Here is an 11,769-nt window from a genome sequence, read left to right as displayed (position 1 = left end):
GGCCCGCACCGCGCGCCGCGGGTCCACTTCACCGCGTCGCGCGGGCTCGGTGCGCAGCGAGCGGCGCACCGGGCCGACCGGGTCGAGGCGGGCCAGCATCCGGCGGATCTCGGCCCGCTGCTCATCGGTGCACGTCCCGATGTCGGCGTGGCGGAGCAGTTCGAGGTCCGAGGCCTGGGACGTCATCTCCTGCGTCTCGGTGACGCTGTCGCCCGCCCCACCCTCGATCAGCTCAAGCCCGACCACCCGGCTCGGCGCCTTCACCAGACCGAACGCGGCGTTGCGCGGGATCTCGCCGGTGAAGTACGCCGCGAACGCCGCGTCGTAGCGGGCGATGTCCTCCGGCCCGGTGCACAACGTGAGCCGTCCGGCCCAGTACGCATCGACGCCGCGGGTGACGTCGAGGGCGTGCAGCGCGCGCAGCATCGCCTCGACGCGGCCGGTGTCGGCGACCAGGCCGGCCGCCCGCAGGGTGCGGGCGAACCCGGTCATCGTGACGACGATGTCCCGGTCGGGTCCCGCCATCAGCCGACGAGCTGCGCGAGGCCGTGGGTGGTGACCCGGTCGGTGTCCTCGCGGTACTTGAGGACGGCGCCGAGGGTGCGGGCCGCGGCGTCGACGTCGAGCCGTCGGGCGCCGAGCGCCAGGAGGGCGGCCGCCCAGTCCAGGCTCTCCGCGATGCCGGGCGGCTTGAGCAGGTCCATCTCGCGCAGGCGGCCGGTGGCGTTGGCGACCTGCCCGGCCAGATCCCCGGTCACCTCGGGCAGCCGGCGGCGCAGGATCTCCACCTCGCGGTCGTAGGGCGGGTGGTCGAGCCAGTGGTAGAGGCAGCGGCGCTTGAGCGCGTCATGCACCTCGCGGGTCCGGTTGGAGGTGACGACGACGACCGGCGGGGTGGTCGCGCGGATCGTGCCGAGCTCCGGGATCGAGATCGTGAAGTCGGACAGGACTTCGAGCAGGAATGCCTCGAACTCGTCGTCGGCCCGGTCGATCTCGTCAACGAGCAGGACGGCGGGGGAGGTCTCGATCGCCTGGAGGAGCGGCCGGGCCAACAGAAACCGGCGGTCGTAGAGCTCGCCCTCCAGGCGTGCCGCGTCGGCGCCACCGGCCGCCTCGGCCGCACGCAGATGCAGGAGCTGGCGGGGGAAGTCCCAGTCGTAGAGGGCCTGTGCGGCGTCGATGCCCTCGTAACACTGCAGCCGGATCAGCGGCGCGCCGCTCAGAGCCGCGAGGGCGTGGGCGAGCGCGGTCTTGCCGACCCCGGCCTCGCCCTCAACGAACAGCGGCCGGCCGAGTCGCAGGGCCAGGAACGCGGCGGTGGCGCACCCCGGGTCGGCGAGGTAGTCCACGCCGTCGAGCGCAGTGGCCAGGTCCTGCGGGGAGGCGAAGTCGCTCACGCCTCGCACGGTACCTGGGACTAGCGGGCGGAGACCTGCGCCGGGGTCGTGCCGGTACCGGCGCCGGCGGGGGAGTCGACGAGGGCAAGGGCGGCGAAGACGGTGACCATCCCGGCGATCGCCATGCCGACCAGGAAGATCATGCCCCGGTCACCACGGACGTTCTCCGCCTCGAGCTGGTGTTGCGCGTGAATCGCGTCCATGGGTGTCTCCTCTACCGCCAAGCGTTCAATCGACACTTCGACGGAGATCACAATCACCTTGACGGCGACGTTCGGATGGATCTTGGTCAGCCGAACGGACGATCTTGGATCCAAACGCGAAAGCCTTACGTCTTTGCCGCCCCAACCCAGAGCGATCTGAGCGCGCGTGTGCGGCGCGGATATCGTCGGAGTAGTGGACTTCCTGGTCACGGCCCTGACCGCCTTCGCGGTCATCTTCCTGGCCGAACTCCCGGACAAGACCATGTTCGCCTCGCTGGCGATGGGCGCCCGGATGAAGGCGCGCTACGTCTGGCTCGGCACCTCGAGCGCGTTCGCGGTGCACGCGACCCTCGCCGCCGCTGTCGGCGGCGCGCTGGCCCAACTGCCGGACACGCCGGTCAGGCTGGCGTCGGCGGCGATGTTCGCCCTCGGCGCGGTGGTGCTGCTCCGCGGGGCCTCGGAGACCGTCGACGAAGCCGGCTTCGACCTCACCCAGGCGTTCTGGCCGGCCTACAGCGCGGGCTTCATCGCGGTGTTCATCGGCGAGTGGGGCGACCTGACGCAGATCACGACCGCCAACCTCGCCGCGAACAACGGGGCCTTGCCGACCGGCCTCGGCGCCTTCGTCGCGCTGTGCGCCGTCTCCGGGCTGGCGCTTCTCGCCGGCCGCTCGATCGCCGCCCGGGTGCCCCTGCGGACCGTGCGCCGCGTCGCCGCAAGCGTGATGATCGTGCTGGCGATCTGGTCCCTGGAGCAGGCCTTGCGCTGACGGTGCGTCAGTACTTCTCGGCGATCTTGGCCAGGAAGGCGACGGTCTTGTCGGCGTGGGTGATCATGGGGAAGTGCCCGCTGTCCCAGGCGGCGGCGCGCATGCTGCGCCGGGCCAACACGCGCTGGATGTGCGGGTGCACCGTCATGTCCTGGCTGCACACCAGGTAGGTCGACGGCTTCTCGTAAAAGGAGTACCCGCGCGGGTGCTCGTTGAAGTTCGCCATCCGCTGCGGGGAGATCGCGGTGAGCACGTCGGCGAACTGCTCGTCGTCGAAGTCCGAGTAGAAGACCTCACGCGCGGCGTCGACGTTGACGATCCGGCCGATGCCCTCGAAGTCGATGTCCAGGGCGGCGCCCATGCTCGGGCGGCCGGTGTGGTCGATGCCCTCGATGTCGGCGGCGGCGCCGGCGTTGGCCACCGTCTCGCCCTCTTCGAGGAGGTAGGCGGCGAGATAGACGAGCTCCGCGGCGTTGGGATGCATGCCGGCCGCGGTGATGATCGCGCCGGCGTAGGAGTGCCCGACCAGCACGACGGGGCCGGAGATGGAGTCCAGCACCTCGACGATGGCGTCGGTGTCGCCGTTCAGGTCGGCCAGTGGCCGGGTGTCCGCGCCGTGTCCCGGCAGGTCGGGGGCGATCGCCGTGATCCCGCGGTCGGCCAGCCCCTTGAGGGTGGCCCGCCAGTACCCGCTGCCGTGGAAGGCGCCGTGGACGAGAAGAACAGTTGCAGCCATGCGCGGGACGCTATCGCGGCCCCCGCGGATCCGGCACGCCGATCCCTTGTCCCATCAACCAAAGTGGGGGATCGCTGCGGATGACATCCGTCGCTACCCCGCAACGGATGTCATCCTCAGCGGGCCGGCGGGGCCTGCAGCTGGTCGGAGACGGCGAGGACGCGCAGGGCGAGTTCGAGGTGGAAGACGTTGTCCCAGGACTCGACCGACATCCCGAGAATCTCCTCGATGCGCCCGACCCGGTACTTCAGCGTCGAGATGTGGATGTGCAGCGCGGCGGCGGCGTCCGACAGCGAGCGCTGGCGGAACAGCTGGCGCAGGGTCTCGACCAGTTCGCTGCGGTGCGCGCGGTCGTACTCCACCAGCGGCCCGAGCCAGCGCTCGGCGTAGGTGATCAACTCGCCCGCGCGCTGGTGGTCGAAGAGCAGGCCCCAGACGCCGAGAGCGTCGAAGTGCGCGACGTGGGCGTTCTCGCCGTGGCTGGTGGTCCGCAGCACCTGCACCGCCCAGCGGGCGCGGGCAGCGGCGCCGGGCATCTCGACACCCTTCGGACAGGACGGGCCGATGCCCACCACGACGTCGATGCCCTCGGTGGCGGCCTCGTCGTGGATGGCCTGCGCGAGAGCCAGGTCGCCGACCGGCACCGGCTCGGGCACGAAGGCCAGCACCATGTCGTCGACGATGCCGATCAGCGTGGAGACCGCCGCCGCAGAGGCCTGGGCGGACGCGTGCTCCACCACCCGGAGCAGCCGGTCCGCGGCCTGCCCGAGGTCGGAGTCGCGGGTGCCGACCGCGAGCGCGATGTGCGTCCCCGTCAGATCGTGGCCGAGCTTGGCGGCCTGGGTGGCCAGGTGCTCGGAGAACCGCTTCTCCAGCAGGTCGGTGAGCAGGGTCTGACGCAAGGAGGCGACCGACGCCTCGATGTCCTGACGCACCGACATCTGATAGGCAATCAGACCGCGGGAGACCGACAACGCGCGCCGGGTGACGTCGCGCCCGCGGTCGCCGACGGCCGCCACCAGGAATCCGGTGAACTCCCCGGACGTGCCGGTGATCGGCGCGACCACCCGGGCCGGCAACCGGCCGGCGGCCGGGATCATCGGGAAGGTGGAGCCGTCGCAGGCGCGGGTGATCACGCCCTGCTCGAACTCGCTGCGGGCGGAGGACAGCGCGAGGTCGCGGGAGCCGTCGCCGGCCGCCTCGGAGACGATCAGGTTCGGCATCTGGACCGCGACCGGCGCCTGCAGCCAGGCCGCCAGCGCGGAGACCACCTCGGCGGTGGTGCGGGCCCCGACGAGCATCTCCTGCAGTTCGAGGAACATCCGGGTCTGGCCGAGTTCCACGTCCAAGCGGGCCCGCTCGGAGGAGACCGTGGCGAGGGAGCGGGCGTCGTCAGCGGCGCCGCGCACCCAGCCCAGGCCGCTGCCGACCAGCTCCACCACCCGTCCGAGGCTCGCCCCCAGCGGCGGCGCCGGAGCGGCGACGACGAGCACCCCGGCGATGCCGTCCTGCCAGGTCAACGGCAGCACCAGGGCGTGCTCCCGCCCGGCGAGGGCGGGGAAATAGAGTCGGGACGGCTCCACCTGCTCGGCGACCTCGACGCCCTGGTCGGCGAGTGCCTCGCGCATGCCGGCCGCGGTGTCCCGGCACATCGCCGGGCAGATCTCCACCGGCTCACCGCCGTCGGCGTCCAGGTACAGGCAGGCGGTGTCCGGCCCGGAGTGGGCGTGCGCCATCTCGTGCACGACGTCGAGCAGCCACGCGAAACCCCCGGCAGCACCGGTCGGGTCCGGCTGCCGGTGGCGGGCCTGCATCGCCATGGCGCGTCCTCACCTGCCGCCGCGAGCGGGGGTCCCGCGGCACTCGGAATGGTGGCTGCCGCCCGGAAGGGGCGGTTCCTGAACTGCGCAGGGAAAAGACCCCCAAGTCTCCTGCGGGACGACGGAACGGCTCAGACCACTATGCGCCTTAGCCTCCTGGCACCCCAGGGAACCGCCCCCACACCGGGAGCCCTTTTCACAGGAGACCCCGTCATGGGTGCACGTGTGAACCGGCTGTTGGACACGCCCGCCGCGGCCCTCGACGCCTACCGCGCCGCCGGCGGGTACCGCGCGCTCGACGAGCTGCAGAAGGGCACCCGCACGCCTAGGTCCCTGCAGGCCGACGTCGCCTCGGCCGGCCTGCGCGGGCGCGGGGGAGCCTGGTTCCCGCTGACCCGCAAGTGGCAGGTCGCGCTGGAGAACCCCGGCCCGCGGGTCGTGATCGCCAACGGCGCGGAGGACGAGCCGGGCAGCCGCAAGGACCGCCACCTGATGGCGCACAGTCCGCACCTGGTGCTGGACGGCGCGCTGCTGAGCGCCGCCGCGCTCGGCGCGGACACCGTCCGGCTCTACGTCAACGAGCACGCGCCGGCCGCCGTCGCGGCCCTGCAGGGCGCGCTCGCCGAGGCCACCGCTGCGGGCCTCACCCACGGCGTGGACATCACCATCGTCCGCGCCCCGGCGACCTACGTCGCCGGCGAGGACTCGGCCGCCACCGAGTTCCTCGCCTCGGGCGTCGCCCAGCCCCGCACCAAGCCGCCGTACCCGGCGGCCGAGGGGCTGGACGGTCGTCCGACGGTCGTGTCCAACGTCGAGACGCTGGCCCACCTGGCCTTGGTCGGCAGGGACGGTCCGGCGCTCTACCGCAGCTTCGGTACCGAATCCTGCCCAGGGACCATGCTCATAACGATCCCCGAGGAGTGCGTCGCCCCCGGTGTCTACGAGGTCGTGATCGGCACCTACCTCGACACCGTGCTCGCTAACAACGGCAAGGGTTTCGTGGCCGGCCCGGCCCGCGGGGTCCAGGTCGGCGGCCCGGCCAGCGGCTGGCTGACCGACCTGCACGTCGCGCTGGACCCGGATTCGGTGGCCGCGGCGGGCTCCACGCTCGGCTGCGGGGCGCTGCGCGTCCTGGCCAAGGACCACTGCGCGGTCGACGCCGTGGTCTCCACCAGCGAGTTCTTCAACCGGGAGCAGTGCGGCAAGTGCCCGCCGTGCCGGATGGCCACCCAGTTCATCCACCGCGCCACGCTCGCGGTGCTGGACGGGAAGGGCCAAGTCGCCCAGCTGGACACCGCGCCCACGCTGATCGCTCAGATCCGCCCCGCGACGGACTGCAGCCTGCCCGGTTTCCCGCTCGCGCCGCTGACCACGGCCCGGACGGTGTTCGCGGACGACTTCGCCACGCATCTGGCCGGCGGGCAGTGCGGGCTGGTCCATCGGCGACGCTCCCTCCGGATCGAAGGCACCTGAGGTGCGTTCCTATGACACGTACGAGCCTGGGTAGGCAAGTTCCGTCGGTTTCATTGAACGACCTTGGACGTGATCCAGGCAACATGAGGGTCACACGCGCTGTTCCTCCCGACCGAGCAGGAGTCACCCTTGAGCGAGGCCGAGCCCGTCGCCCTGCTGGGCGAGCCGATGGGATCAGCGCGGATCATCCACACGGTGCTGAACGAGAAGATCGAAGAAGCGCCGTGGAAGGAGCGGACCCTCGCCGGCATCGGCCGCAAGGTCGTCTGCGTGCACTTCATCGACCGCGAGAACGACAGCACGATGATCTTCAAGACGGAGAAAGGCGAGCTCGCGGTGCAGAACCACGAGCCCAAGCCGCACGTCACGGTCAAGCTGCCGCAGAAGAAGTTCTACAATCTGCTGAAGATCCCGCAGGGCCCGCTGAACCTCCCCGCGCTCTACAAGGGCGGTGGCTGGGAGGTCACCAAGCTGCTGGCCAACCGGACCATCGTGGTCAAGGGCCTGCTGCTCCACCCGATCGTCTCGATCCGGGTGCTCAAGGTCCTGGCCGTGCCGCCGGACGCGAAGTAGTCCGACGACTTTCGACAATTCCCGTCAGACCGACGGATTCCCGTAGAGGATCTGTCAACAAACTGAGGAGCTCACCATGGCGCACGCGTTCACCAAGGAGTGGGTCGAGGAGCTGGCCAAGCTCTGCCACACGGACGAGGAGTTCGTGGAGGAGTCCGAGGGCTTCGACCGCTCGGTGACCATGCACATCCTCGCCGACCCCGACCGGGGTGTGGAGAAGGACCGCTTCGTGGGCTTCAACGCGCCGCAGATGACCAAGCTCTGGGCCGGCGACACCAACGAGGACCCGAGCGCGGACTACATCATCGAGGGCACCTACGCCGACTGGCACGCGGTCAACGAGCGGACCAAGGGCCTGGTCGCCAGCCTGCTCGACCAGTCGATCCTGCTGCGCGCCGGCAAGACCTCCTATATCGCGATGTTCGTGCCCGGTGTCGACCGCTTCTACGAGCTGTCCCGGAGCATCACCGACGCCTACGACGGCGACTACGAGAAGAAGTAACTGACGCTCCGTCGTCCCTGACGTCCCGAGAGAAGGTGCGCGATGCGCGTTGGTTCGCAAGACATCCTGATCCCGACCATGATGGTCGGGAACTACCCGAAGCCCCGCTGGTTCTCCGGTAACCCGAACGCCGCGGTGCCCTTCGGTGAGTATCTGCCCGACTCGATCTCCTTCGAGACCTTCGAGGACTGCATCGCCGCGATGGTCAACGACCAGGAGCGGGCCGGTCTCGACGTCATCTCCGACGCGCGCGTGCTCGGCGGCGACAGTCCTTACGCGCAGATCGTCGAGTACTTCGTCGAGCGTCTCGGCTACGACAAGTACGGTCCGCCGCTGCAGCTGCCGATCTACTCGACGATGTACTCGCCGACGATCAACGGGCCGATCACCCGCAAGGTGCCGTTGCTGCTCAAGCAGCTGCGCGCGGTGAAGAAGTTCACCGACAAGCCGATCAAGTTGCAGTACCCCGGGCTGAACGTGCTCACGATGGGCTCGAACAACCTGCACTACTCGGAGATCAAGGAGGTCTCGGCCGCGCTGGCCAAGGCCTTCAACGAGGAGTTCAAGCAGGTTGCCGAAGCCGGCGCCGACATCATCCAGATCGACGAGTTCGGCTGGCACTACGGCCTCTCGCTGGGTGACTTCGAGATCGAGCACTTCAACGCGATGACCGAGGGCGTCGACGCGCAGTTCGTCGCGCACGTGTGCTGGGGCAACTACCTCGGCACCAAGGGCTACCTACCCTCGGGACCGATGCACGGGGACAACCCGGAGCGCGAGGGCAGCGAATACATCATGGCGCTGCGCGACGAGGAGGGCTTCACGGCCCGCAGCAAAGCCTGCTTCCCGCGGGCGACCAAGCTGGAGCACCTGCACGCGCTGAACTTCGAGACCGCCAACACCGGTCCGGGTGAGCTCAAGCCCCTCGGCAAGGCCAAGTACGACGGCAACTTCGTGGCCGGCGTCATCGACGTCCGCAGCGTCGAGATCGAGACGGCCACCGCGGTGGCCGAGCGGATCCGCGCCTGCCTGGAGTACGTCGCGCCCGAGAAGCTCGGCGTCACCACCGACTGCGGCCTGATCAACCTGCCGCGCATCGTCGCCTTCGGGAAGCTGCGCGCGCTGGTCGAGGGCGCCAAGATCGTGCGCGAAGAGATCAAGGCCAAGCAGGCCGCCGACGCCGGGGTGGTCGCATGACAGTAGAGGCCACGCCCCGACCGATGGTCGGGATCGAATTGATGCCCGGGCCGGAGGCCGACGCCGTACTGGAGGCGGCGCTGGAGGCGCAGGACAACCTGGTGGTCACCACCACCAACCCGGCGGTCCTGATCATTTCCGCCCCCGGGCGGCTCGAAATCGATCCGGCGGTGGTGCGCGAGCACCTCGGCCGCGAGGACTGGACCGGCCCTGACATCCAGGTGATCATGGCCAGCTACTTCGGGATGATCACCCAGCTCGACGACGAGCGGATCGTCCTGGAGTGGTTGCGTAAGGGGGCCTGAGCGATGGGCAAGACGGTTCTGGTGTGCACGAACGTCGACTGTGCTGATCGCGGGTCCGAACAGGTTCTCGACAGGTTGCACGACGCCGTGGAGCGCAACGACCTGGAGGTCGAGGTGCGCGACTATCTGTGCTTCTCGGCGTGTGAGAAGGGCCCGAACGTCGTGGTCGTCGAAGATCGGGTCTGGTACGCGGGTGTGCAACCCGAGGATGTTGACACGATCGCTGTCGAGCACCTTATGGGCGGCGAGATCGTCGAGGCGCTCACTCGCGACACCGACACCATCACCAAGAACCTGATCTTCATCGTGCTCGACGCCGGCATCATGCCGGGTACTGTCTGACTTACCGTCATTTCACGACCGGAGCCCACCGGCCAGGATGGATTGAAGGAATTCTGATGGCACGCAAGACGTTCGTCTGGCTCTCGGGACGCAAGCGCCCGCCGAGTGAGTATGAGGAGCTGTCCACCGGGATTCAGTGGGACGGCCTGCCGGTCTCCCGCACCGAGAATGGGCAGTGGCGTCAGGACAACACCCTGCTGTCCACCGACTGGAACGCCGTCCGCGACCCAGCCGCCATGTACTACCGCAACTACGTCATCGGCCAGGATTCGGCCGAGAAGCAGTTGGACTCGGTGTACGCCCTCGCGTCCAGCGCGGACTTCATCTCGGCGATCGACCCGCAATGGCGTGAGTCGCTGACCCCGCTGGTCGGCGCGATGGGTTTCGCGCACTGGGGCATGTCGATGGCCATGCAACACGTCATGCGCTACACGCTGTCCGGGGGTGTGGCCTGCGCGGTGCAGTTGCAGATCATGGACAAGTTGCGGGCTGCCGAACGCAGTGTGGAGTGGTTCGAGATGCTCAACCCCGAGGCGCCGGAGAACGCCCTGGCGAGTGTCTGGGACACGGACCCGGCCCTAGCACCCTTGCACCGCTACGTGGAAGAGGTTCTCATCGAGGCGGACTGGGGCCAGGTGACAGTCGCGACGAACGTGGCCATCGCGGGTCTGCTCGACCCCTTCTTGCGCGAGCTGTATGTGCAGGGCGGGCGGGCACACGGGGATTTCACGACCGCGGCGCTGGGATCCCACCTGGGTGTGGACGCGACCCGCCAGGTCGCCTGGACCGACGCCTTTCTGAAGCAGTGCAACGCCGACGAGGCCAACGCCAAGGTAATCTCGGGTTGGGTCGACGAGTACGTTCCGCTGGCGGCAGCCGCGGTCGCAGCCCTGGCCGAGGCGTACCCCAGCGGCGGCGTCGCCGCCCGCGCGGCGGCAACAGCCCGCGCGGAGTGCCGGGCCAGGCTAACCAACATGAACGTCACGATGACCGACAATGTGGCCGCAGCGCTCGCTGTCCACACGGACCAGGAATGATGGGAAACGGGATGAAGACCAAGAGCCGCGCCAAGCAGCTGTACTGGAAGCCCTCCTACGTCGACCTGGACGCGATGTACCCGCCGCTCGCCTCGGCCGGCATTCAGTTCGACGACTGGGACAAGTGGGACGATCCGTTCAACCTCTCCTACCGCCAGTACATCGATGTGCAGGCGAAGAAAGAGGTCGGTTACCACCCGGTCCGCGAATCCTTCGAGCGGTACAAGGGCGACCAGCACGTGCCCGCACGCTGGTACGACGGAATGAAGCTGGTCTTCCCGTACCTGCAGACCGCCGAGGTCGCGGCCGGCCGTGCGCACGCCCGTACGGCGCGTTACGCCCCGGCGCCGGCGTTGCGCGCGGCGGCCTTCTACCAGTCCATCGACGAGATGCGGCACTTCCAGAACCACACCTACGAACTGCGTACCTACACCCAGGCCGACAGCGGTTTCGATAACTGGGCCGCCTGGCGGGATCACCACTTCGCCATGGGCCCGGCGCGCTACATCTTCGAAGACCTGATGAACGCCGACAACGTCTTCGAGACGATCATGGCGCTGAACATCTGCGTCGAGGTGGTCTTCACCAACCTGATCTTCGTCGGGATTCCCTCGGTGGGTGCGCTCAACGGCGACACGGCGATGGCCCAGGAGATGCTCACCACCCAGTCGGATGAGACCCGGCACATGGCGATCGGTCAGTCGACGCTGCGGACTCTGCTGCGCGACGAGCGCAACGTCGAGCAGTTGCAGTACTGGCTGGACAAGTGGTTCTGGCTCCAGCACCGGGCGGTCGCCGGGCCGATCGGGATGATCCCGGACTACTTCGCCAAGCGCAAGTACATCTCCTACCAACAGATGTACCAGCGATATGTGATCGACAACTTCATCGCTGGGATGGTCGATGACCTGGCCGAGTTCGGCCTCAAGCAGCCGCGCTTCCTGGAGGACGCCAAGGCCGAGCTGCCGGACTACTCACACACGCTCTACCGGACGCTGTTCCAGTACAAGAACGTGCTGTTCAACCAGATGTTCGTGCCCACCGACGAGGACATGGAGTTCTTCACCTCGAACTACCCGACCTTCGAGGCCAACCACGGCCAGTTCTGGGACGAGGTGCGCAACGGTGACCCCAAGGACCTGCCGCAGCTTGCGATGCTGTGCCAGATGTGCGGGCTGCCGTGTGTGTTCCCGGTGCCTGAACGGGCCAACGTCCAGTGCTCGATGTATGACGGCAAGGCTTTCTGGTTCTGCTCGAACGGCTGCAAGTACATCTTCGACCACGAGCCCTACCGATACGCCGCCCGCGTCACCATGGAGAAGACCCTCAACGGCCTGAGCGTGCCGGAGATCCGGTCGGCGATGCGGCTGACACCGGGCACCGGCGGCCTGCTCACTGCGGACAAGGACATCTGA

Annotated in this window: 13 protein-coding genes and 1 pseudogene; 9 read left to right on the top strand and 5 right to left on the bottom strand. The window is 68.7% G+C overall.

The window, feature by feature from the left end; genetic code table 11:
* The 3 genes and pseudogenes from H0X00_RS04600 to H0X00_RS04590 all read right to left on the bottom strand — a co-directional run.
* Window positions 1-525 (bottom strand): annotated as a pseudogene (locus H0X00_RS04600) (hypothetical protein); the annotation flags it as partial.
* Window positions 525-1,397 (bottom strand): MoxR family ATPase, encoded by an 873-nt coding sequence (locus H0X00_RS04595; RefSeq protein ID WP_293767581.1) that lies wholly within the window; start codon window positions 1,395-1,397, stop codon window positions 525-527. The pseudogene H0X00_RS04600 and the gene H0X00_RS04595, both read right to left, overlap by 1 nt.
* Before the next feature lie 20 nt (window positions 1,398-1,417).
* Entirely contained in the window at window positions 1,418-1,600 is a 183-nt protein-coding gene (locus H0X00_RS04590) for a hypothetical protein (protein ID WP_293767580.1), read from the bottom strand.
* A gap of 193 nt (window positions 1,601-1,793) precedes the next feature.
* On the opposite strand from H0X00_RS04590, the gene H0X00_RS04585 reads away from it, so the two are divergent.
* Entirely contained in the window at window positions 1,794-2,369 is a 576-nt protein-coding gene (locus tag H0X00_RS04585; protein WP_293767579.1) for a TMEM165/GDT1 family protein, read from the top strand.
* Window positions 2,370-2,376: 7 nt separating this feature from the next.
* Here the strand turns inward: H0X00_RS04585 and H0X00_RS04580 are convergent, their stop codons facing one another.
* Together H0X00_RS04580 and H0X00_RS04575 are read right to left on the bottom strand one after the other, a co-directional pair.
* Window positions 2,377-3,105, bottom strand: coding sequence for an alpha/beta fold hydrolase (locus H0X00_RS04580; protein ID WP_293767578.1), 729 nt, complete (start codon window positions 3,103-3,105; stop codon window positions 2,377-2,379).
* A gap of 116 nt (window positions 3,106-3,221) precedes the next feature.
* A complete protein-coding gene (locus H0X00_RS04575) occupies window positions 3,222-4,925 on the bottom strand; it encodes a PucR family transcriptional regulator (protein ID WP_293767577.1) in 1,704 nt (567 codons plus the stop codon).
* A gap of 213 nt (window positions 4,926-5,138) precedes the next feature.
* Here H0X00_RS04575 and H0X00_RS04570 point away from each other — a divergent pair, with 213 nt between their 5' ends.
* The 8 genes from H0X00_RS04570 to H0X00_RS04535 all read left to right on the top strand — a co-directional run bounded on the left by H0X00_RS04570 (window position 5,139) and on the right by H0X00_RS04535 (window position 11,769).
* A complete protein-coding gene (locus tag H0X00_RS04570) occupies window positions 5,139-6,398 on the top strand; it encodes an NADH-ubiquinone oxidoreductase-F iron-sulfur binding region domain-containing protein (RefSeq protein ID WP_293767576.1) in 1,260 nt (419 codons plus the stop codon).
* A 129-nt stretch (window positions 6,399-6,527) separates the two neighbouring features.
* Entirely contained in the window at window positions 6,528-6,971 is a 444-nt protein-coding gene (locus tag H0X00_RS04565) for a hypothetical protein (protein WP_293767575.1), read from the top strand.
* Between the two features lie 76 nt (window positions 6,972-7,047).
* Entirely contained in the window at window positions 7,048-7,473 is a 426-nt protein-coding gene (locus tag H0X00_RS04560; RefSeq protein ID WP_293767574.1) for a hypothetical protein, read from the top strand.
* 42 nt (window positions 7,474-7,515) lie between these two features.
* Window positions 7,516-8,670, top strand: coding sequence for a cobalamin-independent methionine synthase II family protein (locus H0X00_RS04555; protein WP_293767573.1), 1,155 nt, complete (start codon window positions 7,516-7,518; stop codon window positions 8,668-8,670).
* A complete protein-coding gene (locus tag H0X00_RS04550) occupies window positions 8,667-8,975 on the top strand; it encodes an MmoB/DmpM family protein (protein WP_293767572.1) in 309 nt (102 codons plus the stop codon). The genes H0X00_RS04555 and H0X00_RS04550 overlap by 4 nt, the downstream gene beginning before the upstream one ends.
* A gap of 3 nt (window positions 8,976-8,978) precedes the next feature.
* Window positions 8,979-9,317, top strand: a complete 339-nt coding sequence (locus H0X00_RS04545; protein WP_293767571.1) for a (2Fe-2S) ferredoxin domain-containing protein — start codon at window positions 8,979-8,981, stop codon at window positions 9,315-9,317.
* A 56-nt stretch (window positions 9,318-9,373) separates the two neighbouring features.
* The gene (locus H0X00_RS04540; RefSeq protein WP_293767570.1) at window positions 9,374-10,354 is read left to right on the top strand and encodes a hypothetical protein; all 981 of its coding nucleotides are present in this window, start codon (window positions 9,374-9,376) and stop codon (window positions 10,352-10,354) included.
* A gap of 11 nt (window positions 10,355-10,365) precedes the next feature.
* Window positions 10,366-11,769 carry a YHS domain-containing protein gene (locus tag H0X00_RS04535; protein WP_293767569.1) on the top strand — a complete coding sequence of 468 codons (1,404 nt, stop codon included), beginning with the start codon at window positions 10,366-10,368 and terminating at the stop codon, window positions 11,767-11,769.

Origin of the sequence: Sporichthya sp., assembly GCF_013815995.1 — a bacterium.
Taxonomy (GTDB): domain Bacteria; phylum Actinomycetota; class Actinomycetes; order Sporichthyales; family Sporichthyaceae; genus Sporichthya.
This window is presented reverse-complemented; position numbering and strand designations above follow the sequence as displayed.

Excerpts from the sequence above, each read along its gene's own strand:
- H0X00_RS04545 (WP_293767571.1), top strand. The coding sequence starts at position 8,979 with ATGGGCAAGACGGTTCTGGTGTGCACGAACGTCGACTGTGCTGATCGC.
- H0X00_RS04560 (WP_293767574.1), top strand. The coding sequence starts at position 7,048 with ATGGCGCACGCGTTCACCAAGGAGTGGGTCGAGGAGCTGGCCAAGCTC.
- H0X00_RS04535 (WP_293767569.1), top strand. The coding sequence starts at position 10,366 with ATGAAGACCAAGAGCCGCGCCAAGCAGCTGTACTGGAAGCCCTCCTAC.
- H0X00_RS04555 (WP_293767573.1), top strand. The coding sequence starts at position 7,516 with ATGCGCGTTGGTTCGCAAGACATCCTGATCCCGACCATGATGGTCGGG.
- H0X00_RS04540 (WP_293767570.1), top strand. The coding sequence starts at position 9,374 with ATGGCACGCAAGACGTTCGTCTGGCTCTCGGGACGCAAGCGCCCGCCG.
- H0X00_RS04590 (WP_293767580.1), bottom strand. The coding sequence starts at position 1,600 with ATGGACGCGATTCACGCGCAACACCAGCTCGAGGCGGAGAACGTCCGT.
- H0X00_RS04550 (WP_293767572.1), top strand. The coding sequence starts at position 8,667 with ATGACAGTAGAGGCCACGCCCCGACCGATGGTCGGGATCGAATTGATG.
- H0X00_RS04570 (WP_293767576.1), top strand. The coding sequence starts at position 5,139 with ATGGGTGCACGTGTGAACCGGCTGTTGGACACGCCCGCCGCGGCCCTC.
- H0X00_RS04580 (WP_293767578.1), bottom strand. The coding sequence starts at position 3,105 with ATGGCTGCAACTGTTCTTCTCGTCCACGGCGCCTTCCACGGCAGCGGG.
- H0X00_RS04575 (WP_293767577.1), bottom strand. The coding sequence starts at position 4,925 with ATGGCGATGCAGGCCCGCCACCGGCAGCCGGACCCGACCGGTGCTGCC.